Annotated in this window: 25 protein-coding genes, 1 tRNA gene and 1 pseudogene; 12 read left to right on the forward strand and 15 right to left on the reverse strand. The window is 70.3% G+C overall.

What is annotated here, in order from left to right; genetic code table 11:
• The first annotated feature begins 189 nt into the window (after positions 1 to 189).
• Positions 190 to 1,215, forward strand: coding sequence for a hypothetical protein (locus C9J87_RS16360; protein WP_010832586.1), 1,026 nt, complete (start codon positions 190 to 192; stop codon positions 1,213 to 1,215).
• 92 nt (positions 1,216 to 1,307) lie between these two features.
• Here the strand turns inward: C9J87_RS16360 and C9J87_RS16365 are convergent, their stop codons facing one another.
• The 5 genes and pseudogenes from C9J87_RS16365 to C9J87_RS20320 form a co-directional block, all read right to left on the reverse strand.
• Entirely contained in the window at positions 1,308 to 2,132 is an 825-nt protein-coding gene (locus tag C9J87_RS16365) for a hypothetical protein (RefSeq protein WP_156887176.1), read from the reverse strand.
• A gap of 258 nt (positions 2,133 to 2,390) precedes the next feature.
• Positions 2,391 to 2,463: transfer RNA gene (locus C9J87_RS16370), tRNA-Asn, on the reverse strand.
• 63 nt (positions 2,464 to 2,526) lie between these two features.
• On the reverse strand, positions 2,527 to 3,021 hold the full coding sequence (locus tag C9J87_RS16375; protein WP_198652383.1) for a hypothetical protein: 495 nt from the start codon (positions 3,019 to 3,021) through the stop codon (positions 2,527 to 2,529).
• A gap of 8 nt (positions 3,022 to 3,029) precedes the next feature.
• Positions 3,030 to 5,294 carry a DNA primase gene (gene dnaG, locus C9J87_RS16380; protein ID WP_332871077.1) on the reverse strand — a complete coding sequence of 755 codons (2,265 nt, stop codon included), beginning with the start codon at positions 5,292 to 5,294 and terminating at the stop codon, positions 3,030 to 3,032.
• Between the two features lie 327 nt (positions 5,295 to 5,621).
• A pseudogene (locus C9J87_RS20320) lies at positions 5,622 to 5,864 on the reverse strand (CHC2 zinc finger domain-containing protein); the annotation flags it as partial.
• An 85-nt stretch (positions 5,865 to 5,949) separates the two neighbouring features.
• On the opposite strand from C9J87_RS20320, the gene C9J87_RS16385 reads away from it, so the two are divergent.
• Genes C9J87_RS16385 through C9J87_RS16395 form a run of 3 tightly spaced genes read left to right on the forward strand, consistent with a single transcriptional unit; the run spans position 5,950 to position 6,942 of the window.
• Positions 5,950 to 6,351 (forward strand): phage holin family protein, encoded by a 402-nt coding sequence (locus C9J87_RS16385; RefSeq protein WP_107706076.1) that lies wholly within the window; start codon positions 5,950 to 5,952, stop codon positions 6,349 to 6,351.
• Entirely contained in the window at positions 6,344 to 6,592 is a 249-nt protein-coding gene (locus C9J87_RS16390; protein WP_010832581.1) for a DUF3618 domain-containing protein, read from the forward strand. Before C9J87_RS16385 ends, C9J87_RS16390 begins: the two co-directional genes overlap by 8 nt.
• Positions 6,593 to 6,624: 32 nt before the next feature.
• Positions 6,625 to 6,942 carry a hypothetical protein gene (locus C9J87_RS16395; protein WP_010832580.1) on the forward strand — a complete coding sequence of 106 codons (318 nt, stop codon included), beginning with the start codon at positions 6,625 to 6,627 and terminating at the stop codon, positions 6,940 to 6,942.
• A 15-nt stretch (positions 6,943 to 6,957) separates the two neighbouring features.
• Here the strand turns inward: C9J87_RS16395 and C9J87_RS16400 are convergent, their stop codons facing one another.
• Positions 6,958 to 8,223, reverse strand: a complete 1,266-nt coding sequence (locus tag C9J87_RS16400; RefSeq protein ID WP_010832579.1) for a deoxyguanosinetriphosphate triphosphohydrolase — start codon at positions 8,221 to 8,223, stop codon at positions 6,958 to 6,960.
• A gap of 12 nt (positions 8,224 to 8,235) precedes the next feature.
• Positions 8,236 to 8,937 (reverse strand): GntR family transcriptional regulator, encoded by a 702-nt coding sequence (locus C9J87_RS16405; protein WP_036492548.1) that lies wholly within the window; start codon positions 8,935 to 8,937, stop codon positions 8,236 to 8,238.
• A gap of 150 nt (positions 8,938 to 9,087) precedes the next feature.
• On the opposite strand from C9J87_RS16405, the gene C9J87_RS16410 reads away from it, so the two are divergent.
• From C9J87_RS16410 to C9J87_RS16425, 4 genes are read left to right on the forward strand one after another with little or no spacing between them, the layout of a single operon-like run.
• Positions 9,088 to 10,320: an NRAMP family divalent metal transporter gene (locus tag C9J87_RS16410; RefSeq protein ID WP_107706108.1), complete on the forward strand. Its 1,233-nt coding sequence runs from the start codon at positions 9,088 to 9,090 to the stop codon at positions 10,318 to 10,320.
• 11 nt (positions 10,321 to 10,331) lie between these two features.
• Positions 10,332 to 11,096, forward strand: a complete 765-nt coding sequence (locus tag C9J87_RS16415) for a LamB/YcsF family protein (protein WP_198017015.1) — start codon at positions 10,332 to 10,334, stop codon at positions 11,094 to 11,096.
• Positions 11,093 to 11,704: a 5-oxoprolinase subunit B family protein gene (locus tag C9J87_RS16420; RefSeq protein ID WP_010832575.1), complete on the forward strand. Its 612-nt coding sequence runs from the start codon at positions 11,093 to 11,095 to the stop codon at positions 11,702 to 11,704. Before C9J87_RS16415 ends, C9J87_RS16420 begins: the two co-directional genes overlap by 4 nt.
• The gene (locus C9J87_RS16425; protein ID WP_010832574.1) at positions 11,701 to 12,576 is read left to right on the forward strand and encodes a 5-oxoprolinase subunit C family protein; all 876 of its coding nucleotides are present in this window, start codon (positions 11,701 to 11,703) and stop codon (positions 12,574 to 12,576) included. Before C9J87_RS16420 ends, C9J87_RS16425 begins: the two co-directional genes overlap by 4 nt.
• Positions 12,577 to 12,587: 11 nt before the next feature.
• Here the strand turns inward: C9J87_RS16425 and C9J87_RS16430 are convergent, their stop codons facing one another.
• From C9J87_RS16430 to C9J87_RS16450, 5 genes are all read right to left on the reverse strand, one after another.
• Positions 12,588 to 13,466: an SH3 domain-containing protein gene (locus tag C9J87_RS16430; protein ID WP_010832573.1), complete on the reverse strand. Its 879-nt coding sequence runs from the start codon at positions 13,464 to 13,466 to the stop codon at positions 12,588 to 12,590.
• A gap of 143 nt (positions 13,467 to 13,609) precedes the next feature.
• On the reverse strand, positions 13,610 to 14,746 hold the full coding sequence (gene dusB / locus C9J87_RS16435; protein WP_010832572.1) for a tRNA dihydrouridine synthase DusB: 1,137 nt from the start codon (positions 14,744 to 14,746) through the stop codon (positions 13,610 to 13,612).
• 37 nt (positions 14,747 to 14,783) lie between these two features.
• On the reverse strand, positions 14,784 to 15,422 hold the full coding sequence (locus tag C9J87_RS16440) for a hypothetical protein (protein WP_010832571.1): 639 nt from the start codon (positions 15,420 to 15,422) through the stop codon (positions 14,784 to 14,786).
• A 22-nt stretch (positions 15,423 to 15,444) separates the two neighbouring features.
• Positions 15,445 to 16,845 carry a glycine--tRNA ligase gene (locus tag C9J87_RS16445; RefSeq protein WP_010832570.1) on the reverse strand — a complete coding sequence of 467 codons (1,401 nt, stop codon included), beginning with the start codon at positions 16,843 to 16,845 and terminating at the stop codon, positions 15,445 to 15,447.
• Positions 16,846 to 16,898: 53 nt separating this feature from the next.
• Positions 16,899 to 17,219, reverse strand: a complete 321-nt coding sequence (locus tag C9J87_RS16450; RefSeq protein WP_010832569.1) for an antibiotic biosynthesis monooxygenase family protein — start codon at positions 17,217 to 17,219, stop codon at positions 16,899 to 16,901.
• 60 nt (positions 17,220 to 17,279) lie between these two features.
• Between C9J87_RS16450 and C9J87_RS16455 the strand changes: the two genes are divergently transcribed.
• From C9J87_RS16455 to C9J87_RS16470, 4 genes are read left to right on the forward strand one after another with little or no spacing between them, the layout of a single operon-like run.
• Complete coding sequence (locus tag C9J87_RS16455) at positions 17,280 to 18,203, forward strand: metal ABC transporter substrate-binding protein (RefSeq protein ID WP_010832568.1); 924 nt, start codon at positions 17,280 to 17,282, stop codon at positions 18,201 to 18,203.
• Entirely contained in the window at positions 18,197 to 18,985 is a 789-nt protein-coding gene (locus C9J87_RS16460; protein ID WP_010832567.1) for a metal ABC transporter ATP-binding protein, read from the forward strand. The genes C9J87_RS16455 and C9J87_RS16460 overlap by 7 nt, the downstream gene beginning before the upstream one ends.
• On the forward strand, positions 18,982 to 19,995 hold the full coding sequence (locus tag C9J87_RS16465; RefSeq protein ID WP_010832566.1) for a metal ABC transporter permease: 1,014 nt from the start codon (positions 18,982 to 18,984) through the stop codon (positions 19,993 to 19,995). Before C9J87_RS16460 ends, C9J87_RS16465 begins: the two co-directional genes overlap by 4 nt.
• A complete protein-coding gene (locus tag C9J87_RS16470; RefSeq protein WP_051204151.1) occupies positions 19,982 to 20,395 on the forward strand; it encodes a Fur family transcriptional regulator in 414 nt (137 codons plus the stop codon). Before C9J87_RS16465 ends, C9J87_RS16470 begins: the two co-directional genes overlap by 14 nt.
• On the opposite strand, the gene C9J87_RS16475 is transcribed toward C9J87_RS16470, so the two are convergent.
• From C9J87_RS16475 to C9J87_RS16485, 3 genes are read right to left on the reverse strand one after another with little or no spacing between them, the layout of a single operon-like run.
• Positions 20,392 to 21,168, reverse strand: a complete 777-nt coding sequence (locus C9J87_RS16475; RefSeq protein ID WP_107706078.1) for an isoprenyl transferase — start codon at positions 21,166 to 21,168, stop codon at positions 20,392 to 20,394. The genes C9J87_RS16470 and C9J87_RS16475 overlap by 4 nt on opposite strands.
• 26 nt (positions 21,169 to 21,194) lie before the next feature.
• Positions 21,195 to 21,923: a DNA repair protein RecO gene (gene recO, locus C9J87_RS16480; RefSeq protein WP_010832563.1), complete on the reverse strand. Its 729-nt coding sequence runs from the start codon at positions 21,921 to 21,923 to the stop codon at positions 21,195 to 21,197.
• 53 nt (positions 21,924 to 21,976) lie between these two features.
• The gene (locus C9J87_RS16485; protein WP_010832562.1) at positions 21,977 to 22,837 is read right to left on the reverse strand and encodes an alpha/beta fold hydrolase; all 861 of its coding nucleotides are present in this window, start codon (positions 22,835 to 22,837) and stop codon (positions 21,977 to 21,979) included.
• Between the last annotated feature and the right edge of the window lie 23 nt (positions 22,838 to 22,860).

The raw sequence follows: 22,860 nt of genomic DNA on the forward strand, positions 1-22,860 counted from the left end.
GAACCCGAGATCGGAGCCCACGACCTGCCCGCACTCACCGCCTGAACCACCAACGAAGGAGAACGCAGCGCTACACCACTACCTGGGACTTGACCCAGGATCCCGCACCGGGTCGTTCCGCGAGCCCATCGGCAACCGAGAGCGCCAGATCGGGAGCTTCCTGTCGGGGCCGTCGCCTACTGTCCCGGTATGCAAGAGGATCGACGCTTTCACCAACTGAACGAGGAGTTCTACTCGGGCAACACCCCGAGCACGTACTTCCGCGATCGACTGACGCTGCTGGCTCTCCGAGCGGCGAAGCCCGAGGCGTTGGTCGATGCGGCCGGAAACGGCATCCTGTGGGGCCAACTCTGGATCGCAAGCGACGACGAGGGCAATGCCGAGATGCCAGAGGGCTACGAGGACGCCGCCCGCACCCGGTTCATCGCCACCGAATCCCAGGTCCTGTTCCATCACACAGTCGAGGCGTTGCTGCGGATGGTGCTGGCCCACGAGGGTCGGCCGGAGTGCCCGTGGCTTGAGATTGCAGCTCAGAAGGATCACGGAGCGTTTCGGGTCGCCGTTGCGGAGCTTGCGAAGTCGTCCTGGTCGGAGGAGCGGACCGCCCGGATCGCTGAGGTGCTCATGGGCGGGGTGCCGAAGGAGCCCACGCCAGAATGGATCGAGCACCGTGACAACGCGATCCGCCTCATCCGCATGCTTGCAGCTCGGCTCAACTCGCAGAGCACCCTGTACAACGCCGCTAAGCACGGGCTGACGATGATCGGCGGCACCGCCTCCATCCACTTCGTCCCTGCCGCCCAGAACCCGGATGAGCCTGAGTTCGACCCGGCGGCACCCTCCGCGCGCGTCATCAACGAGCGGGGCGTCGTTGGCGCCAACGGCATCAACGACGTCTACCTGGAGCGGGAGGGCAAGGCCAAGACCGGCTACACCTGGCATCACGTCACCCGCTGGTTCAGCCCAGAGGAGGCAGCGCTCCTCACGCACGTCTCGTTGATCTTGATGGATGCCCTCTGGGCTGTCGCGAAGGTCCGCTACCTGGATCAAGCGCCGCCAGTCCGAATGCAGTGGATCAACGGTGAGGTATTCGACGCGCTTGGCAAGATCGAGCGGGGCGGCCCCATTCAGACGTGGCGTAGGCAGGTGGCAACCGAGATGGCCGATCGCCCGCGGGCTGAGGAGGGTACCGGTGACTCACCCGACTCGGGGTGACGACTACGGCACGCCTTTGCCTGCGGCGGATCCGCGTGGTGGCACAGGAGAGACCTCGCGGGGGGCGCGATCGGGAGTAAGTCCCCCGCCGCCTAATGGAACAGGGACAGATCGCTTGTCTCGCTGAGGTCGCGAAAGCGCTTATCCCACGCTGACTCGCCGCGCTGCCGGATGCGCTCTATTGCCTCCTGCGGCAGGATGCCCGCAAGGGCGACCTCGTCGATGATGGCTTCGACGATTTCACGACCCTGCAGCGCCACACGCGCTGCGTTCGTGCTGCGGGGCTCGTCGAGGCCGACAAACCCGCGGCGAGTCTCGTCGTCGTCATCGTCAGCGGCGACGAAGACCAGCAGGTGCCGGCGAGCCCCGCCCTCGCCCTTCTGCCACAGGCATCGCCCGAAGCGCACCTGCAGGGGCTCGTCCTGCACTCCGATCCGCCGCAGGTCGAAGTAGTGGGTGGTCTCACCCTCGTTCCGCAACCTTTGCTCGATGATGTGGTGCTCGAGCGTCTCGCTGTCCTCGAAACTCGGCGCGACCTCTGTGACGATCATGAGCGTGCGGTCCCCGGTGGCGTCGCGCTCGTCGTAATGCGATGGCGTGAGCGTGAGCCCGAGGAACTCTAGGCGCTCCGCGCGCACCTCCTCGACCTCGCGTAGTGCGACGGTGAAGTGCCACGCCCCGCCGTTGGTGTTGGAGTGGCTGTGAGTTCCGACTACCCATCGGGTGCCGTCGTCGCCCTCCAGGGCGGCGCTCTCCTTGCGAGCAGCGTTGAGGTCGTCGGTGAGCTGGTCGGCCGCCGCGTCGGCACAGTTGAAGCCGATCTCGACCTCACGTAGGAGTCGACGCGAGTGTCGTGAGGTCTTGCCCTCGCCCTCCGTCGAGTCCACGTCGCGGAACTGGTCCAAGAGCTTCAGCATCATCTCAACATGTTGACACGAGGCACCGACAGTCAGGGTCTCGGACTTCGGGCGTGTCCAAGCCGACAAGCCATCCGCTTGTGGTGAGCGACACGCGCTGCGCCGTGAGCACTGCCTACGAGGGACCTCGATTTGGTCCCGCCCTCCGAGCTTCGTTCGTGGCGAGTCGAGCGCACTGAACGATGCATAGCCGATGCACGGGACAAGCAAAACGGCCCGCGATCTGCGTTTCCGCAGGTCACGGGCCGTTTCTGGGTGCTCCCCCGATTGGACTCGAACCAATAACCCTCCGGTTAACAGCCGAATGCTCTGCCAGTTGAGCTACAGGGGATCGCTTGTGCAGCGGGTGAAACCTTAGCAAGTCCGATCGGGTGGTGAGAAATCAGGAGTGCATCTAGAGACCCACGTCGGCACGGGCCGCGGCCAGCGCAGCCGCGGAGGCCCGGGCAACGGCCGGGTCGTCGGGGTCCACGCCCTCGTCGTACTCGAAGAACCACTCGATCTCGCCGTGTCCGCGCGACGGACGGCGACCGATCACCCGGACGCCGCGGCGCCCTGCCAGGGGCACGTGCCGCTGCAGCACCACGCTGGCCGTGACGCGTTCGCGGACGAGCTCGAGGAGTCGTCCCGGCTCGGTGAGGGCGTGGGAGTGGACGACCTTCTCCTCGCCCCACGCACCGACCAGCGAGACGCGGAGGGCGGATCCGTCGCGGTCCCAGTCGGCGGCCTCGACCCGCTCCCACGGCACCCGCACGACCGGGTCGGAGCCGATGTAGAAGGCGTCACGGGTCCCCGCGAGCACGACCCCGTCGACGCTCTCGCAGGAGGCGAGCACGCGCTCCCCCGCCGGCACGGCGAGCGGAGCCGGCGTCCTGCGCAACGACCTCACCAGCGACCTCATTGGGTCTTCACCTGCTGGTCGCGCAGGTTGCGGCGGTACTGCTCGAGCGCGACCAGCTCACCGAACATCTTGTTGTACGCCGCCGCGTGCTCGACCGGGTTGGTGCGCTGCAGGCGCGACTTCAGCTCGGCGATGCGCCGCATGGTGGTGAGCTCCTGGAGGCGGTAGACGTGCATGGCGACATAGGTCGCGGTCGGTGCGCTCGGGGTCAGGACCGGCTCCACACCGAGCTCGCTGATCGCCGAGGAGACAGCCGGATCGGCGACGGAGGACCGCACGCGGGTGCTCCACCCCTGGTCCTCGACACCGGCGGCCGGGCCACCGGCGGCGGCCACGGCCTCCCACACCCCGCGGTAGGTCGGGTGGCTGAAGTCGTCGGGTCCGACGCCGTTGATGACGCGACCGACGGAAGCCGGGTGCTGGATGACGATCTTGAGCGTCTCGCGCTCGATGGCGAACCGGGGGTCGCGCAGACTGGGCACCTGGGGCCGGGCCGGAGCGGCGGGCTCGGCGGATCCGTGGGCTGCCTGCGGCGTACGCCGATCGGCGGGCGGGCGAGAGGCCCGCGCGGCCGCACGGCGGACTTCGGAGCGCGCATCGTCGACGTCGACCCCGAGCATGCCCGCGATCTCGCGGGCGAAGGCGTCGACCTTCGACTTGTCGCGGATGCTCGAGACCAGGCCGGCCGCCTCGCGCAGCGCATCGATCCGGCCGTCGGCGCGGTCGAGGTCGTACTTGGAGGCGACGTTGGTGAGCACGAAGCGGTAGAGCGGCTGCCGCTTGGCGACGAGCTCGCGCACTGCCGCGTCGCCCTTCTGGATCCGCAGGTCGCACGGGTCGAGGCCCTCGGGCTCGATCGCGACGTAGGTCTGGGAGACGAAGTTCTGGTCGCCGTTGAAGGCCTTGAGCGCCGCTGCCTGCCCGGCCGAGTCGCCGTCGAAGGTGAAGATGACCTCGCCGCGGAACTCCTCGTGGTCGTGCAGGAAGCGGCGCAGCACCCGCGCGTGGTCGTCGCCGAAGGCGGTGCCGCAGGTCGCGACGGCCGTCGGGACGCCGGCGAGGTGGCAGGCCATGACGTCGGTGTAGCCCTCGACCACGACGGCCTGCGACGAGCGCGCCATGTCCCGGCGCGCGAGGTCGATGCCGTAGAGCACCTGGCTCTTCTTGTAGATCGACGTCTCGGAGGTGTTGAGGTACTTCGCCTCGATCTTGTCGTCGTCGAAGATGCGCCGAGCGCCGAAGCCGATCGTGTCGCCGCTGGCATCGCGGATCGGCCACAGCAGTCGTCCCCGGAAGCGGTCGTAGACCGATCGGCCGGAGGCCACCAGCCCGGCAGCGATCGACTCCTCGTCGGTCAGGCCGCGCCCTCGCAGGTGCCTGGCCAGCGCCTCGCCGTCGCGGGGCGCGAAGCCGAGGCCGAAGGTCGCCGCGGCGTCCTTGTCGAAGCCGCGCTGCGTCAAGAAGTCGCGGGCAGCGACGGCGTCGGCAGTCTCCAGCTGGCCGGCGTAGAACTCCTGGGCGATCTTGTTGGCCTCGATCAAGCGGCCGCGGGCCGGCCCCCTCGGGCGCTCCGGCGGACCGTCGCCGTCCTCGCGACGCAGCTGGACGCCGTACTTGTCGGCGAGGCGCTCGACCGTCTCTCCGAAGCTGAGGCCGTCGATCTTCATGAGGAAGGCGATGACGTCGCCGCCCTCCTGGCAGCCGAAGCAGTTGCCCGTGAGGATGTTGTCCTCGAGCGTGAAGGCGTGGCCTTCCGGTACCTCGGCGCAGAAGACCTCCTCGACGCGATCCGTCGGCTCGACGGACCGGACGACCCAACCGCGACGCGCATATGCCTTCGTGGTCGCGACGAAGCGCTCTCGGTGTTCGTCGATCAGGAAGAAGTTCTCCTGCAGGTCCTGGGAGACGAGGTGCACCCGGTGGAGGTCCGAGGGGTCGCGGCCCTCGAATCCCACCCGGGACTGGGTCGTGATCCCGTACGTCGCGATCCCCAGGCGAGTGCAGACGTCGCGAACGAACTCGAGGTTCTCCTTCTTTGCGGAATTGAGGATGACCGTGCCGTCGGCTGCGACGCACCCGTCCGCCGCGAAGTAGCCGGCGAGCCAACCGTAGAGATACGACACCGACTCGGTGAGAGACGGCAGCTCCTTGAAGAATGCGGGCAGATCGTGGACCAAGAGGTTGGGACCGGAGCTGCTGGTGTGGCACTGCGGGAACCACTTGAGCATCACTGCGTCCTTGGGCGGGCACAGGAGTGCCATCGCGCCGGTGCCGGAACGAGTGCCGTCGCCGAACGTGAATCCGTGTGCGACTCCGAATGGGGACGGTCGCGAGCGACGGATCTTGGAGCCCGGGAACTTGGTGACCAAGGTGTCGCCGGCCTTGAGGTCCGACGTCAGCAGTTCCTTGGAGTTCTTGAGCCCCTTGCCCGAGCGGATGAACCAGCGGTGCCCGTCGGTGGCGTAGAGCTCCTTGACCTGCTGGTTGCGCGTCACCGTGATCTTGTGGAGCCGCTGGACGCCGTACGACTTGAAGGGCGCATCAACCCACTGCGCGTTGGCACCGAGAACCCGATGGATGCCCCCGGCGAGGTCGCGAATCTCTTGGATCCCCTCACTCGTCAGGACCCGGGTCTCACCAGCGAGGCAGTGGAAGAACCCGCGCGAGGGCGTGACGTGGAAGGAGGGCGACTTCTCGTCGTGGAAGGGGCACAGCCCCTTGAGAGAGCCGCCGCCGGCCTTGCGGAGGGTGACATAGCCGGACACGACGTCGTCGATGCGTGCCTTCTCGCGCACTTCTGAGATGTCGTCCTCGCGGATCCTGCCTGCCACGTGGCGGAGTCTACGGGCGCCCACCCCCACCCGTAGGGGCGGAGGACATTCGATTCCGCGCGCCGACTTTGGCACTGTGGATCTCATGACCCACCACACCGGAGACGACCAGACTCTCGGGGCGCTGGTCCACCAGCTGACCACGCAGGTCCCCGAGCTCATCCGCTCCGAGATCAGGCTCGCGCAGGCCGAGGTGGCCCAGAAGGGCAAGGCCGCCGGGCTCGGGATCGGCATGTTCAGCGTGTCCGGGCTGCTGGGGTTCTTCGCCCTCGCCACGCTCGTCGCGGCAGCGGTGCTTGCGCTCGCCCTGGTGCTGGACGCCTGGCTGGCCGCGCTGGTCGTGGCGTGCGTGCTGCTGGTCGCGGCCGCGATCGCCGGCCTCGTCGGCAAGAAGAAGGTGGCCGCCGCCGGACCGCCGAAGCCCGAGCTGGCCATCGCCGGGCTCCAGGAGGACCTCAACGTCGTGAAGGGGAACCGCCATGTCTGAACAGAAGAGCCCCGCCCAGCTCGAGGCGGAGATCGAGGCCCAGCGCCTCGGGCTCGCCGAGACGGTGGACCAGCTCACCGCCAAGCTCGACGTGAAGTCACATGCCCGGGCTCGAGCGGCGGAGGCGCGCGACCGGGCCACCACCGCGGACGGCAAGCCACGACCTGAGGTCGTCGCGGCGGCCGGCGCGCTGGTCGCCGTCGTTGTCGCCCTCGTCGCCCTGCGCCGTCACCGCCGCTGACCACCTCAACGAACACCACAGGGAGCAATGCCATGAAGAAGCTCGTACTACTCGCAGCCGGCGGAGTCGGCTATGTCCTGGGCGCCCGCGCCGGACGCGGCCGCTACGACCAGATCGCCGGTCTGGCCACGAAGGTGAAGCAGGACCCGCGCGTCCAGGACGCCGCGCACCACGCCACCGAGACGGCTCGGGCGCAGGCCCCGGTCGTCAAGGACAAGGTGAGCTCGGCGGCCGGAGCGGCCGCCGACAAGGTGCGACCGTCCGGCTCGCACGCCGACCTGGAGTCACAGCTCAACCCGGACAACGTGGCCCTCCAGGACAACCCCTACCCCCAGGGCAACCTGCCCTGAGCCCGCAGCCCACCGTCAGCGCGTCAGCTCGGCGTGCCGGTTGGTCGCGCGCGCATCGGTGTAGGAGGCCACCTGGTCGACGATCACCCGGCGGCGGGCCGAGTCGTCCCCGGCGGCGTGCCAGTCCTCGACGAAGGACGGGTCGAGCCCGTCGGGGCCGAGCGCCCACAGCGCCTCGAACAGCTCGGCCATCAGGGTGCGCTGGCGCTCCATCAGGTCGACCCGGTCCTGGGCCTGCATGACGTAGTGGGCGGCGATCCCCTTGAGGATGCCGATCTCGATCTCGGTCTCCCGGGGCACCACCAGGTCCGCGCGGTGGCGGACGAAGGGGCCGTCGGACGCGGCGAAGGTGGCCGCCTGCACGCTGCCGCAGAACCGGCCGATGAGGTCGCTGGTGAGGTTCTTGATCGCGGCGAGCGAGCGCCGGCTCCCGTCGTACGGCGCCTGCGGCCAGCTCGCCTGGGCGCGCATCGACGCCAGGGACGCCGAGAGCTCCGCGTCGTCGCAGTCGGGGAGGTACCACGCGCGCACCGTCTCCCACAGCGCGTCGAGGTCGAGCCGGGTGAGGTCGAGCCGGGCCGCGACGATGCCGTCCTCGACGTCGTGGACGGAGTAGGCCACGTCGTCGGCGAGGTCCATCACCTGCGCCTCGAGGCACTTGCGGGTGCCGGCGATCCCCTGCCGCAGCCAGTCGAAGACCGCGCGGTCGTCGTCGTAGACGCCGAACTTGACCACGAAGCGCGGGGTGCCGTCGGCGTGCACTCCCCCGGGGTCGGTCGCCAGTGACCGGGTCCATGGGTACTTCGTGCACGCGTCGAGCGTGGCGCGGGTGAGGTTGAGGCCCACCGACCCGGACTCGTCGAACGTCTTGGCCTCCAGCCGCGTCAGCAGCCGCAGCGTCTGGGCGTTGCCCTCGAAACCGCCGCAGTCCTGGCTCAGCCCGGCCAGCGCGCGCTCGCCGTTGTGGCCGAAGGGCGGGTGGCCGAGGTCGTGGGCGAGCGCCGCGGTCTCGGTGACGTCGGGGTGGCAGCCGAGCGCCCGGGCCAGGTCGCGCGCCACCTGGGCGACCTCGAGGCTGTGGGTCAGGCGGTTGCGCACGAAGTCGTCGGACTGCGGGCCGACCACCTGGGTCTTGGCCGCGAGCCGCCGCGAGGCCGCTGCGTGCACCACTCGGGCGCGGTCGCGCTCGAAGGCGGTGCGAACCGGCGCGTCCACCCGCTTGGGCGGCTCCGCGACCAGGCGCTCGCGGTCGGCGTCGCCGTACAGCTCCTCGATGCTCATCGACTCGCGAGCCTAGCCCCGGGCACCGACGTCGTAGGCGTCGGCCAGCTGCGCCTCGGCGACGTCGAGATATCCCGCCAGCGTTCGCTCGGCCCCGGCGAGGTCGCCCGACTCGAGCAGCTCGAGGATCAGCCGGTTGTCGGCGAGGTAGGGCTGGTGGAAGGTCTGCGGTGCGGCCATGACGTGGAAGACGAGGCGGAGCTCGGCCAGCACGTGCTGCATGGACTCGTCGATGCGGGCGCTGCCCGCCAGTGCGGCGATCGCCTGGTGGAAGCGCATGTTGGCCGTGCCGACGTCGGCCCAGCGACCTTCATCAGCTGCCACTTCCCCGGCCTCGACGGCGGCGCGGACGTCGTCGAGCCCGTGCCCGCCGGCCCGGGCGATGGCCCCGCACTCCACGATCCGGCGGAAGCGGTAGAGGTCGCGGACGTCGTCGACGCTCAGCTTGCGCACGAACACGCCGCGGTTGAACTCGTGCACCAGGAGCCGCTCGTGGGTGAGCAGGCGGAACGCCTCGCGCAGCGTGTTGCGCGACACCCCCAGGGCAGCACAGATGTCCTCCTCCGAGAGCCGGGTGCCCGGCGCGAGCAGGCCCTCGGTGACGTGGGTGCGCAGCACGTCGGCCACGCGCGCGGCGGTGCTGGCGCGACCCAGCGCCGTACGCTCCGCGCCGAGTGCCTCGATCCATCCGTCCGACCCGTTCGCTGCTGCCACCGGACCCACCCCTTCCACGCTCCTCGCACCGCTGTGGCGGTGTCTCCTGCGCAGTGTAGGCCGATGAGGGTATTGACAGATTGTTGAACAATCCCTCATCGTGGTGTGACGCCGGTCTCAGCACCGGGATCCTCGACCGAAGGCACCGACATGGACAACGAGGCAACAGCAACGCAGCCCAGGCGGCCGGCCGCGGCAGCAGGGCGGGGCGCTCTCCTTGGCGCGATGTTCCTGATGGCGACGAGCGCGATCGGTCCGGGCTTCATCACCCAGACGACCGTCTTCACCGCGCAGCTCGGCGCAGCCTTCGCCTTCGCCATCGTCGTGTCGATCCTGGTCGACATCGCGGTTCAGCTGAACGTGTGGCGCGTCATCGGCGTCTCGGGCCTGCACGCCCAGGACCTCGCCAACAAGGTGCTCCCCGGCTCGGGCTACGTCCTCGCCGTCCTCGTCGTGCTGGGCGGCGCGGTCTTCAACATCGGCAACATCGGCGGCACCGCGCTGGGCATGAACGCCATGTTCGGCATGGACGTGAAGCTCGGTGGGGCGATCTCGGCGGCCATCGCCGTGGCCATCTTCCTGAGCAAGCGCGCCGGGGTCGCGATGGACCGGATCGTCGTCGTGCTCGGCGTGCTGATGATCTCGATGGTGCTCTACGTCGCGATCGTGTCCGACCCGCCCGTCGGCGAGGCCCTGCGCCAGAGCGTCCTGCCCGACGAGGTGAGCTTCCTGATCATCACCACCCTGATCGGCGGCACCGTCGGCGGCTACATCACCTACGCCGGCGCCCACCGTCTCGTCGACTCCGGCATCACCGGGACCGAGCACATCTCGATGATCACCCGCGGCTCCGTCACCGGGATCATCGTCACCGGCATCATGCGCGCGCTGCTCTTCCTCGCCGTCCTCGGCGTGGTGGCCGGCGGCGCCGTCCTCGCGACGGACAACCCGCCCGCCTCGGCCTTCCAGCACGCGCTCGGCGACGTCGGCGTCCGCATCTTCGGCGTCATCCTGTGGGCCGCCAGCATCACCTCGGTCATCGGCGCCTCCTACACCTCGGTCTCGTTCATGGCCGGCTTCATGGGCCGGCTGCGCGAGCAGCGCAACCTGCTGGTGGTCGGCTTCATCACCGTCTGCGCCGTGGCCTTCCTGGCGCTCGGCAAGGCACCGGTCACCCTGCTCGTGCTCGCCGGCGCGCTCAACGGGCTCATCCTCCCGGTCGGCCTCGCGATCATCCTGTGGGCGGCCGCCCGCCGCTCCGGCGACCTGCTCAAGGGCTACGCCTATCCGAAGTACCTCCTGGTGATCGGCATCCTGGTGTGGATGCTCACCGTCTACCTCGGCTGGAAGTCGCTCGGCGGCATCAGCGCGCTGTGGGGCTGAGGACGGTGCGCATCGACCTCAACGCCGACCTCGGTGAGGGCTTCGGCCAGTGGCGCCTCGGCGACGACGACGCACTGCTCGACGTCGTCACCAGCGCCAACATCGCCTGCGGCTTCCACGCCGGCGACCCCACCGTGCTGCGGCGGACGTGTGAACGGGCAGCCGAGCGCGGCGTCGTGATCGGGGCGCAGGTCGGCTACCGCGACCTGGCGGGCTTCGGGCGCAGGTTCATCGACATGGAACCGCACGACCTGACCAACGACGTGCTCTACCAGATCGGCGCCCTCGAGGCGTTCGCCCGCGTCGCGGGGACCAGGGTCAGCTACGTCAAGCCGCACGGCGCGCTCTACAACACGATCGTGCACCACGAGGCCCAGGCGGCTGCCGTCGTCGATGCCGTACGGCGATACGACCCCGACCTCGCCGTGCTGGGCCTGCCCGGCTCGGTGTGGTTGCGCCTCGCCGAGGAGGCCGGGCTGACCGTGGTCGCCGAGGCCTTCGCCGACCGTGCCTACACCCCGGAGGGCACGCTGGTCTCGCGGCGCGAGCCCGACGCGGTCCTTCATGACCCCGCGCTGGTCGCCGCTCGGTGCGTGCGGATGGCCACCGAGCGGCAGCTGGAGGCGGTGGACGGCTCGGTGATCGCTGTCGACGCCGGCTCCCTGTGCGTGCACGGCGACAGTCCCGGAGCCGTGCAGATGGCCACCGCCGTTCGCCGCGGGCTCGAGGAGGCGGGGGTGCAGATCACTCCCTTCGTCGAGGGACCACGGCCGTGAGGCTGCTGCCCTGCGCCGACACGGCGCTGCTGGTCGAGCTGACAGACCTGGACGAGGTGCTGGCGCTCTACACCGCGCTCGTCGACGATCCCCCCGACGGTGTCATCGACCTGGTGCCGGCGGCGCGCACGCTGCTGCTGCGCATCGATCCGGGGTCGACCGACGTCGGGCAGGTCGCGCGCTCGGTGCGACGCACCACGCCCCGGCGGGGGGCTCGGCCCGATGCGGGACGAGTCGAGATCCCGGTGCACTACGACGGTGAGGACCTCGCCGAGGTGGGTCGCCTCACCGGGCTGGGTGAACGCGGTGTCATCGACGCCCACACCGGCCGGGAGTGGACGGTCGCGTTCTGTGGCTTCGCTCCCGGCTTCGGCTACCTCGTGGGCGGCGACGAGCGACTCCGCGTCCCGCGCCGCAGCACGCCGCGCACCCGGGTGCCGGCCGGAGCGGTGGCGCTGGCCGGCGAGTTCGCCAGCGTCTATCCGCGGGAGTCGCCGGGTGGGTGGCAGCTGATCGGACACACGGAGGTCCGACCCTGGGACCTCGACCGCGACCCGCCCGCGCTGATGCTGCCCGGCGCCCGGGTCCAGTTCCTGGAGGCGTCATGAACAGCATCGAGGTGCTCGACGCGGGCCCCCTGACCACGGTCCAGGATCTCGGTCGCCCCGGTCTGGCGGCGCTGGGCGTCGGACAGTCGGGCGCAGCGGACGTCGCGGCGATGCGTCTCGCCAATCGCCTCGTCGGCAACGCCGAGCGCGCGGCGACGCTCGAGGTCACGTTCGGCGGCCTCCAGCTGCGCGCCCACGGGGGCGCCTGGGTCTCGGTCACGGGCGCTCCGTGCCCGATGAGCGTCGGTGGGCGCGCGGTGGCGCCGTACTCCGTGTTCTGGGTGCCGGACGGCGACGTGCTCCGTCTCGGCCTGCCCACGACCGGACTGCGCAGCTACCTGGCCGTGCGCGGGGGCGTCGAGGTGCGGCCCGTGATCGACTCGCGTTCGACCGACACCCTCTCGGCCGTCGGGCCTGCTCCGCTCGCCGCCGGCGATCGTCTGGAGATCGGCCACCGGCAGGCGGCGTTGTTGTCCGTCGACGTGGCGCCGGTGCGCCAGCCCGCGGCCGGTGACCTGCGTCTGCGGGTCGTGCTGGGCCCGCGCGACGACTGGTTCACTGGTGACGCGCGGCGGGCCCTGCTCGGCGAGCCCTACGAAGTGACCGCCGAGAGCAACCGCATCGGCATGCGCCTGGGAGGTACGCCGCTGGCGCGGTCGCGCACCGAGGAGCTGCCCAGCGAGGGGATGGTCTGCGGGGCACTGCAGGTGCCGCCGTCGGGCCAGCCCACGCTGTTCCTGGCCGACCACCCGGTCACGGGTGGTTATCCGGTGATCGCTGTCGTGGTCGCCGCCGACATCGGGCTGGCCGCCCAGGCGCGCCCCGGCCAGCGCTTGTTCTTCACCGAGGTGAAGGGGCCGGACCTCGGCTGAGGATCGTCAGGTCAGTAGACCGTGACGTGCACGTGGTCGTAGTGGTTGGCGGTGGTGGAGCCACGGTCGGACATGTAGCGCCAGCCCTCGCCACTGCGCTCCACGGACCACATCTTCTGGGAGTAGATGATGTATTCGATGCCCAGGGCGGAGTAGTTGGCACGCAGGAACTCCGCGATCTCCCACCCGGTGTCGCCACTGATCATGATGTCGATGGCGCGGCCCTCGCCGTGCTCGCCGTCGTTGCGCCAGGTGCCGTAGGACGTGATCTCGGGCCAGTTGGCGCACACCGCGTCGTGGATCTCGTAGAGGGACGCGCGGCCCGCGTCGATGACGGAGCCGTTGGTGCAGGCGCCGCCGAGCGACGGACCGGTCTCGGGCTTCTCGTCCGTGAGGTAGCCGGCGCTGACCCAGCGCGACTTGCCGTCGATGACGACCTCGACACGATCGTTGTCCTTGCGGCCGGTGAGGAGCACCTTCTCGATGCCGTCGAGGACGCCGAGCTTGTCGGCCTGCTTCTCCGGGCCGGACCACAGGTTGAGCTCGGTGGTGGTCCACAGCTTCGTGTCCGCGCGCTCGATCGCACGGAGCGTCGCCTTCTGCTCCTGCTTGGCCTCGCGCTTGGCGATCTTGCGTGCGAGCAGGCGGGACTCGGAGCGGGAGACGATGTCGTCCCGGGTGACGGCGTTGGACAGGGAGCCTGCGGCGGCGCTGATGTCTCCGGCGCCGGCACTGCTGGGGGTGGCCAGGAGGTTGTCGTTCTGCGGGGTCGCGGTCAGGACACCGAGGCTGACGGCGGACACCGTCGCCATGATGGCGATGGGTCCTGCGACCTGGATGGCCTTGGGGCGGCGGGCATTGGTTTCCCGCTTGTGGCGATGCTGAGCCACAGCGTTGGTCCTTTGCTGATCGTGTGCAGGGGCTGCGTCAGGCGCTCAAGCGGGGAAGGCGAGCACGAGACACGATTGACGAGTCAAGCACAGGTTCGTGGCCCTGTCCCATTTCCCGGCGGGTGTTGTGGAGGTGTTTCCGCTCACCCGCCGGTGACCTCGTTGGCGTCCTCACGCACGTGCAGGTCGCGTCCGTCGGTGTCGTCGAGCCACCCCTCCGGCAGCACGACGCGCTTGCGCGGAGCCCCCTGGCGACCACGCGGGGTGCCGAGCTCGCCGGTCGGGAACGGTGCGCTCGCGTCCAGCTCGGTGAGCAGGACCTCCAAGGTGGCCAGCGAGTCGATCAGCGCCAGCGAGCGGCGCAGCTCGCCCCCGGCCGGGAAGCCCTTGAGGTACCACGTGACGTGCTTGCGGAACTCCTTGCAGCCGCGCTCCTCCCCCATGTGCTCGCTCAGCAGCTCGGCGTGGCGGTGCATCATGCGGGCCACCTCGCCGAGGTTGGGCAGGGTGGACACGGCCTCGCCGTTGAACGCGGCCGCGAGGTCGCGGAACAGCCAGGGCCGCCCGAGGCAGCCGCGTCCGACCACGACGCCGGCCACCCCGGTCTCCTCGACCATCCGCAGCGCGTCGGCCGCCTCCCAGATGTCGCCGTTGCCCAGGACCGGGATGTCGACGGACTCGACCAGCTGTCCGATCGCGTCCCAGTCGGCGCTGCCGGAGTAGGCCTGCTCGACGGTCCGACCGTGCAGGGCGATCGCCGCCGCACCGGTCTCCTGCGCGATCCGCCCGGCGTCGAGGAAGGTGAGGTGGTCCTCGTCGAGTCCCTTGCGGGTCTTCATCGTCACGGGCACGTCGTACGCCGCTGCGGCGCCGACCGCAGCGGTGAGGATGTCCGCCAGCAGGCCGCGCTTCCACGGCAGCGCTCCCCCGCCGCCCTTGCGGGTGACCTTGGGGACCGGGCAGCCGAAGTTGAGGTCGACGTGGGCGACGCCGTAGTCACCGCACAGGATCTCGACCGCCTTGCCGACGTAGACCGGGTCGGTGCCGTACAGCTGGACGCTCCGGACGGACTCGAGCTCGTCGAAGACGAGCATCTTCTTCGTGGTCTCGTCGCCCTCGACCAGACCGCGCGAGGTGATCATCTCGCAGACGTAGAGCCCTGCGCCCTGCTCGGCACACAGGCGGCGGTAGGCCGCGTTGGTGATGCCGGCCATCGGCGCGAGCACGACCGGGGTCTCGATGGTCAACGACCCGAGGGTCAACGGGGTGGAGCGGGACATGCACCCATTCTCACCGGTCACCGCGGCGCACCACGATTCAGCGGCGCTTCCGCGCCGGCTCCTGCCCCCTCTTGCCCTTCTTCCTGACGGGCTTGTCGACCGTGAGGTCACCCGACCAGGTGATCGGCGCCACCTCCGTCGACGGCTGGAAGGTCACGGACTCGAACGTCGCCCCCGGCGAGCCGAAGAAGACGAGGCAGAGCTCCACCTCGCTGCCCGGCCCGAACGGCACCGGCAGCGGCCCCGAGTCGCACGGCCCGAATGCCCGGGCGAACCCCCAGGGCGGGCTCAGGACGCCGTTGGAGTCCTGGAGGTAGAGGGGCGCGTCGAGCCCGCCGAAGTCGACCTCTCCCTCGTTGGAGATGACCGCATCGACGTAGAACGGCTGGTTGGCCTCGGTGATCCCGGACCCGCCGAGACCGGCGAAGTCGCTGAAGTAACCCTCGCGGACGCGGTCGACGCTGATCGTCAGCGCGCCCGCCAGGCTGGTTGTCGGGGCCCACTCGACGGGCTGCACGTAGCCGAACGCCAGCCGGGTCGGCTCCGCCGGCACCGTGGGGGTCGGCGACGCGGTCGTCGGGACCACCGCGTCGGGCTCCGCTGACCGCGAGGCGCACGAGGTGAGCGAGCTGAGCGCGCACGCCAGCGCGAGGGGCAGGAGCGCACGACGCATCATGGCGTCATTGTGCCCGAGAGGATCAGCAGCCCAGCAGCTTCTCGGCGAAGTAGCGGCTGATGCCGTCGAGGCTCACCCGCTCCTGGCTCATCGTGTCGCGCTCTCGGACGGTGACGGCGTTGTCGTCGATGCTCTCGAAGTCGACGGTCACGCAGAACGGCGTGCCGATCTCGTCCTGGCGGCGGTAGCGGCGACCGATGGCCCCGGAGTCGTCGAACTCGACGTTCCAGTTCTGGCGCAGCTCGGTCGACAGGGCCTTCGCCTTGGGCGACAGGTCGGCGTTGCGGCTCAGCGGCAGCACCGCGACCTTGACCGGCGCGAGGCGCGGGTCGAGCTTGAGCACGACGCGCTTGTCGACGCCGCCCTTGGTGTTGGGGGCCTCGTCCTCGGTGTAGGCGTCGATCAGGAACGCCATCAGGCTGCGCGTGAGACCGGCCGCCGGCTCGATGACGTAGGGGATGTAGCGCTCGTTGCTGGCCTGGTCGAAGTAGGAGAGGTCCTTGCCGGAGAACTCGCTGTGCTGCTTGAGGTCGAAGTCGGTGCGGTTGGCGATGCCCTCGAGCTCCTCGAAGTCACGCCCGGAGAAGCCGAAGCGGTATTCGATGTCGACGGTGCGCTTGGAGTAGTGCGAGAGCTTCTCCGCCGGGTGCTCGAAGTGGCGGATGTTGTCGGGGTTGATGCCCAGGTCGACGTACCACTGCGTCCGCTGGTCGATCCAGTGCTGGTGCCAGTCCTCGTCCTCGCCGGGCTTGACGAAGAACTCCATCTCCATCTGCTCGAACTCGCGGGTGCGGAAGATGAAGTTGCCGGGGGTGATCTCGTTGCGGAACGACTTGCCCATCTGGGCGATGCCGAACGGCGGCTTGCTGCGGCTCGTGGTCACCACGTTGGCGAAGTTGAGGAAGATGCCCTGGGCGGTCTCGGGGCGCAGGTAGTGCAGGCCCGACTCGTCCTCGATGACGCCGAGGTAGGTCTTGAGCATCATGTTGAAGTTGCGCGGCTCGGTCCACGCGCCACGGGTGCCGCAGTTGGGGCAGGCGACGAGCTCGTTGATGTTGACGGTGTCGGGGTCCTCGATGCCCTTCTTCGTCGCGTAGTCCTCCTGCAGGTGGTCCTCGCGGAAGCGCTTGTGGCACGACTGGCACTCGGTGAGCGGGTCGCTGAACGTCTTCAGGTGGCCCGAGGCCTCCCACGTCTTCGTCGGCAGGATGACGCTGGAGTCGAGGCCGACCACGTCGTCGCGACGGGTGACCATGAACTTCCACCACTGCCGCTTGATGTTCTCCTTCAGCTCGACCCCGAGCGGGCCGTAGTCCCACGCCGACTTGGTGCCGCCGTAGATCTCGCCGCAGGGGTAGACGAAGCCGCGACGCTTCGCGAGCGAGACGACGTTGTCGAGGGCGGTGGGAGCAGGCTTGGCCACAGTGAATCCTTGGGGTCGGCTGGCTGGCTGCCAGTCAGGAGATGAGCGAGCACTCAGCCTAGTGCGCGGGGCGAGGCGACATTGAGGTCGGTGCCTGGCTCGACGACTTCGTAGGCGCTCGGTTCGTCGAGCGCCCTGCTCAGGAGGGGTACGGCGTGCATCTTGACGTCGTAGGCCGACAGCGCGCGCCGATAGGCGCCGACGTGCTCCCATCGTGTCGAGAGCACCCACAGGTCGGGGTCGTCGACATTGCGCCCCAGGGTGCCGCGGACGTAGCCGGGCCGCGCGGCCAGCGCGGCGTGCGCGACCTCCATGTCGCGGCGGAACGCGTCGACCTCGGCTGCGGGGACACGGAAGCGGGAGACGACGAGCACGGTCGAAGGGTACTGCCACCCATTTTGACAACGATTCTCAGCAAAGCGAGAATCATTCTCATGTTGACCGGTTCTCGCGCCCTCGTCGCCCTCACCCTCGCTCCGCTGCTGCTCACCGGCTGTGCCGGGGGCACCGAGGCGGGCAGCGACGACCACCGGGCGGTGGCTGCGTTCTATCCGCTGCAGTGGGTCACCGAGCAGGTGGCCGGCGAGACGTGGCAGGTCACCGGCCTGACCTCCCCCGGCGCCGAGCCGCACGACCTCGCCCTGGGGATCTCCCAGACGCTCGCCCTCGACGAGGCCGACGTCGTGGTCTTCCAGCACGGCTTCCAGCCCGCCGTGGACGAGGCCGTCGACAACGTCGGCGACGCCACCGTGGTCGACGCCGAGCAGGTGATCGACCTGCTGCCGGCCGAGGAGGGTCACGAGCACGAGGAGGAGACCGACGCCGAGCACGCCGAGCACGGCGACTCCGACCCGCACTTCTGGCTGGACCCGCTGCGGATGGCCGACCTCGCCGACGCAGTCGCCGAGGCGCTGACCGAGTCCGATCCCGACGGCGCCGGCGACTACACGGCCAACGCCGAGGCGCTGCGCGCTGACCTCGAGGAGCTCGACGCGACGTACGCCGAGGGCCTGGCGTCCTGCGAGCGCGACCACGTCGTCGTCAGCCACGACGCGTTCGGCTACCTCGAGCGCTACGGACTGCACTTCGAGGGCATCGCCGGGCTGACCCCCGACGCCGAGCCCGCCCCGGCCGTGCTCGCCCACCTCCAGGACCTCATCGCCCGCGAAGGCATCACCACGGTCTTTTCCGAGCGCCTCGCCTCCCCCGCGATGGCCGAGTCGCTGGCCGGCGACGCCGGGGTCGAGACCGCGGTGCTCGACCCCCTCGAGGGACCCGGCGACGACGGTGCAGGCAGCGACTACGTTGCTCTCATGGAGCAGAACCTGACGGCCCTCAAGGTGGCCAACGGATGTTGAACGCCCTCGGCGCACCGGTCGTGGAGGCGCAGGCGGTGACGGTCACCATCGGTGGCCGGCCGGTGCTGCGCGGCAACGACCTGACCGTGCGCGAGGGTGAGTTCGTGGCCCTGATGGGTGCCAACGGCTCGGGCAAGTCCACCCTGGTGCGGGCCCTGACCGGGCTGCGTCCGCTGACCCAGGGGTCGGTCCACCTCTTCGGCACGCCCTTGGAGGACTTCCGCGACCGCAGCCGCATCGGCTTCGTCCCCCAGCGCGCGACCGCCGCCGGCGGTGTCCCGGCGAGCGTGCGCGAGGTCGTCGCCTCGGGTCGGCTGACCCGGCGGCGCCTGCTGCGCCTGCCGAGCCGCGCCGACCGTACGGCGATCGACGACGCCCTCGAGGTCGTCGGTCTGGCCCATCGGGCTCACGACGGCGTCTCCACGCTGTCCGGCGGGCAGCAGCAGCGGGTGCTGATCGCCCGGGCCCTCGCGGGCCAGCCCGACCTGTTCTTCCTCGACGAGCCGACCGCGGGCGTCGACCTCCCCAACCAGCACGCGCTCGCCGCTGCCCTGCGCACGCTCTCCGAGCGCGGCGCGACGGTGGTGCTGGTCGCCCACGAGCTCGGCCCGATGGCGTCGCTGGTCGACCGCTCGGTCGTCATGCGCGACGGCCGGATCGCCTACGACGGACCTCCCCTCTCCGAGCAGGCCGTGCACGGGCACCACCACCCGGCTCCGGGCCGCCACGACCACGTGCCGCACGTGGGCTCGCCCTTCGACACCTTGGAGGGCGGCCGATGAACCTCCTCGACCTGCTCGGCCACGACTTCATGCAGCGCGCGCTGCTCGCGGCGCTCTTCACCGGCCTGGCCGCACCGGCCATCGGCACCTTCCTGGTGCAGCGGCGGCTGGCGCTGCTCGGCGACGGCATCGGCCACGTCGCGGTCACCGGCGTGGCGCTCGGGCTGCTCACCGGCACCTCTCCGACCTGGACCGCGGTCGTCGTGGCCATCCTCGGTGCGGTGGCGATCGAGGTCATCCGCGAGCTCGGGCACACCAACGGTGACGTGGCGCTGGCCCTGCTGTTCTACGGCGGTCTCGCCGGCGGCGTGCTCATCACCGGGCTGGCCGGTCAGGGCGCCAACAAGCTGCACTCCTACCTCTTCGGCTCGATCACGAGCCTGTCCGACGCGGACGTCTGGTTCACCATCGGGCTCGGCGTCTGCATCGTGGCCATCACGCTCGGGCTGCTCCCGCAGCTGTTCGCCGTCGCCTCCGACCCCGAGTTCGCCCAGGTCGCCGGGCTGCGCGTGCGCGGCTACAACCTCCTGGTCGCTGTGCTCGCAGCCGTCACGGTCACCGTCGCGATGCGCACCGTCGGCCTGCTCCTCGTCTCCGCCCTGATGGTCGTGCCGGTCGCCACGTCCCAGCAGCTGGCCGGGTCGTTCCGGTCGACGCTGGCCGGCGCGATGGGCGTCGGCGGCCTGGCCGCGGTGGGCGGCCTGCTCATCGCCGCGTCGTTCCCGGTCGGCATCACCGTGGCGCCGGGGCCGACGATCGTGCTGCTGGCGCTGGCCATGTTCGCCTCGACCTGGCCGATCGGCGTCTGGTTGCGGCACCGCCGCCGGGTCCGGGCACCCTTCCCCGCCGTACCGGACGACGGGCACGACCACCACGTCATCGAGGACGGCCACGCCCACGTGCACGGGGACGACTGCGGGCACCCGGCCGTGCAGCACGGCGACCATGTCGACTACGTCCACGACGGCCACCGGCACGCGCCCCACGGAGAGCACTATGACGAGCACTGAGCGCACGGATCGCCCGACCATGCGACCGACGCGGCAGCGGACCGCCGTGGTCGAGGCGATGACGTCCTTCGACGACTTCCGCTCCGCGCAGGACATCCACGACCTGCTCGGCAGGGGAACGACCCCGGTCGGCCTGGCCACGGTCTACCGCACGCTGAACGCGCTGGTCGAGGCCGGCGAGGTCGACATGCTCCGCACCGAGGACGGCGAGGCGATCTACCGCCGCTGCTCGGAGACCCACCACCATCACCTGGTGTGCCGCGAGTGCGGTGCCACCATCGAGGTCGAGGGGCCGGCCGTCGAGCGCTGGACCCGCACGATCGCCGCCGAGCACGGCTACTCCGACGTCGCGCACACCTTGGAGATCTTCGGGACCTGCGCCGCCTGCCGGCGGGCCTAGAAGTTGGGCGCTGCTCCGCCGTACCGCCGGTCGCGGCCGGCGTAGATCTCGATCGCGCGCCACAGGTCGCGACGGTCGACGTCGGGCCAGAGGACGTCGGTGAAGACGAACTCGCTGTAGGCCGCCTGCCAGAGCATGAAGTTGGAGAGCCGCTGCTCCCCCGACGTCCGCCAGATCAGGTCGGCATCGGCCAGCTCGGGGACGTAGAGGTGGCGGGCGATCGCGCGCTCGTCGATCTTGTCGGGCTTGATCTTCCCGGCGGCGACCTCGCGGGCGACACCGCGCACGGCGTCGACCAGCTCGGAGCGGCCGCCGTAGTTGACGCACATCGTCAACGTGCAGACGTCGTTGTCCTTGGTCAGCTCCTCGGCGACCTTGAGCTCCTTGATCACCGACTTCCACAGCCGCGGCGCGCGCCCGGCCCAGCGCACCCGCACCCCGAGCTCGTGCATCTCGTCGCGGCGCCGGCGGATCACGTCGCGGTTGAATCCCATCAGGAAGCGCACCTCGTCGGGCGAGCGCGACCAGTTCTCGGTCGAGAACGCATAGGCCGAGATCGCCTTCACGCCGATCTCGATCGCGCCCTCGACGACGTCGAAGAGCGAGCTCTCACCCTGCTCGTGACCGGCGGTGCGCGGCAGGCCACGGTCCTTGGCCCACCGGCCGTTGCCGTCCATCACGATCGCGACGTGCCTCGGCACGAGATCGGCGGGTACGGCGGGTGGTCGCGCGCCGCTGGGGTGCGGGGTCGGCCGGCGGACGGATCGGTTCACGGGCGAAGACTAACGAGCGTGCTCGCTCAGCGCTCGACGTACGCCATCGAACGCAGTCCGCGCTCGAGGTGCCAGGCGAGGTACGCGGCGACCAGCGAGCTCGCCTCGCGCAGGTGGCGGGGGTCTGTGGCACCGACGCACGCCCAGTCGCCGGTGAGCAGCGCGGAGAGGACGCGGATCGTCTCGTGGGCGGGCGAGGCGGAGCCGGGGATCTTGCACGTCGTGCAGAGCACGCCGCCGGCCGACGGGTTGAAGTAGCGATGGGGACCCTCGACGCCACAGCTCGTGCAGTGGTCGAAGGACGGCGCATAGCCGGAGACGGCGAGCGAGCGGAGGAGGTAGGAGTCGAGGACCTGGTTGGCGGCGTGCTCCTCGGCGGCCATCGCGCGCAGCCCGCCGACGAGCAGGAGGAAGTGCTGGACCGAGGGCTGCTTCTCCTCGGTCACCAGCCGCTCGGCGGTCTCGAGCATCGCGGTGCCGGCGGTGTAGCGCTCGTAGTCGAGGCCGAGCCGCGCGTGGAACGGGTCGATCGTCTCGGCCTGGGTGATCGTGTCGAGGTTGCGGCCCTCGGCGAGCTGGAGGTCGACGTGCATGAACGGCTCGAGCCGCGAGCCCCAGCGCGAGGTCGTGCGGCGCACTCCCTTGGCAACGGCGCGCACCCGCCCGTGCTGACGGGTCAGGAGGGTGATGATGCGGTCGGCCTCGCCCAGCTTGTGGGTGCGCAGCACGATCGCCTCGTCGCGATAGAGAGGCACGGAGCCATTCTCCCCCATCGCCGGGCCGGCGCCGGGATCTGCGGGCCGTGACCTCAGGTGGCGCGGCGGCGCGAGCGCTTCGGGGTCTCCCAGCAGGACGTCGCGAAGTCGACCGCGAGGGCGGTGAGTCGCTCGGGCCGGGCGCGCCACTCCAGGATGGAGCGGGCGCTCACGAAGGTCGCGTTGGGCATCTCCTCGGCCACCATGGCGGCGTCCGCGGCGGGGTGGATCGGGTCGGCCGGGTGGCCGATGACCAGCGCCGGGACGGTGATCGCGCGGCGCTGTCGCGACGAGGGTGCGATCCGGCCGAAGAAGATGCCGTGGACGGTGGCCGCCATCGGCTCCGCGCGCTGGTTGCAGGTGTCGAGGACGATGCCGGCCCAGAACGGCACGATCCCGCGCGGGATCGGCCGGGTCACCCAGCGCAGCGCCGAGACCGTCAGCGGCAGGAACCTGGCGGTGAACAGCAGCGGGCCGAAGGTCATCAGCCCTGCCTCGAGGCCATTGTCGAGGACGGGCATCTCGAGCAGCAGCCCCTTGACCCGCCCCGGTGCGAGCACCGCGACCTCGAGGGACACGTTGGCCCCCAGGCTGGTGCCGCCGACGACTGCCCGGTCGACGCCGAGGTGGTCGAGCAGCGCGACGACCTGCTCGGCGAAGGCCGTCATCGAGTAGACCAGCGGGTCCGCCGGGCGGTCCGAGCGGCCGTGGCCGAGCAGGTCGAGGGTCACCACGTGCAGGCCGTGGCCCGCGAGCGCACGCGCCAGCGGCTGGTGCATCCGGCGCGGCATCAGCTGCCCGTGCAGCAGCACCACCCAGTGGTCGCCGGAGCCGTACTCCGTGTACTCCAGTCGGTCCCGACCGCTGTCGGGGTGACTCAGGAAGAACTGCCCAATGCGCTCGGAGACCAACATGGCCCGAATCTAGGTGAAATCTC

This window comes from Nocardioides allogilvus (genome assembly GCF_003047285.1).
Lineage (GTDB): Bacteria > Actinomycetota > Actinomycetes > Propionibacteriales > Nocardioidaceae > Nocardioides > Nocardioides allogilvus.

Coding starts and splice junctions, on each gene's coding strand:
- C9J87_RS16360 (WP_010832586.1), top strand. CDS start 190: ATGCAAGAGGATCGACGCTTTCACCAACTGAACGAGGAGTTCTACTCG.
- C9J87_RS16365 (WP_156887176.1), bottom strand. CDS start 2,132: ATGCTGAAGCTCTTGGACCAGTTCCGCGACGTGGACTCGACGGAGGGC.
- dnaG (WP_332871077.1), bottom strand. CDS start 5,294: ATGGCACTCCTGTGCCCGCCCAAGGACGCAGTGATGCTCAAGTGGTTC.
- C9J87_RS16385 (WP_107706076.1), top strand. CDS start 5,950: ATGACCCACCACACCGGAGACGACCAGACTCTCGGGGCGCTGGTCCAC.
- C9J87_RS16390 (WP_010832581.1), top strand. CDS start 6,344: ATGTCTGAACAGAAGAGCCCCGCCCAGCTCGAGGCGGAGATCGAGGCC.
- C9J87_RS16395 (WP_010832580.1), top strand. CDS start 6,625: ATGAAGAAGCTCGTACTACTCGCAGCCGGCGGAGTCGGCTATGTCCTG.
- C9J87_RS16400 (WP_010832579.1), bottom strand. CDS start 8,223: ATGAGCATCGAGGAGCTGTACGGCGACGCCGACCGCGAGCGCCTGGTC.
- C9J87_RS16410 (WP_107706108.1), top strand. CDS start 9,088: ATGGACAACGAGGCAACAGCAACGCAGCCCAGGCGGCCGGCCGCGGCA.
- C9J87_RS16425 (WP_010832574.1), top strand. CDS start 11,701: ATGAACAGCATCGAGGTGCTCGACGCGGGCCCCCTGACCACGGTCCAG.
- dusB (WP_010832572.1), bottom strand. CDS start 14,746: ATGTCCCGCTCCACCCCGTTGACCCTCGGGTCGTTGACCATCGAGACC.
- C9J87_RS16440 (WP_010832571.1), bottom strand. CDS start 15,422: ATGATGCGTCGTGCGCTCCTGCCCCTCGCGCTGGCGTGCGCGCTCAGC.
- C9J87_RS16455 (WP_010832568.1), top strand. CDS start 17,280: ATGTTGACCGGTTCTCGCGCCCTCGTCGCCCTCACCCTCGCTCCGCTG.
- C9J87_RS16460 (WP_010832567.1), top strand. CDS start 18,197: ATGTTGAACGCCCTCGGCGCACCGGTCGTGGAGGCGCAGGCGGTGACG.
- C9J87_RS16465 (WP_010832566.1), top strand. CDS start 18,982: ATGAACCTCCTCGACCTGCTCGGCCACGACTTCATGCAGCGCGCGCTG.
- C9J87_RS16470 (WP_051204151.1), top strand. CDS start 19,982: ATGACGAGCACTGAGCGCACGGATCGCCCGACCATGCGACCGACGCGG.
- C9J87_RS16485 (WP_010832562.1), bottom strand. CDS start 22,837: ATGTTGGTCTCCGAGCGCATTGGGCAGTTCTTCCTGAGTCACCCCGAC.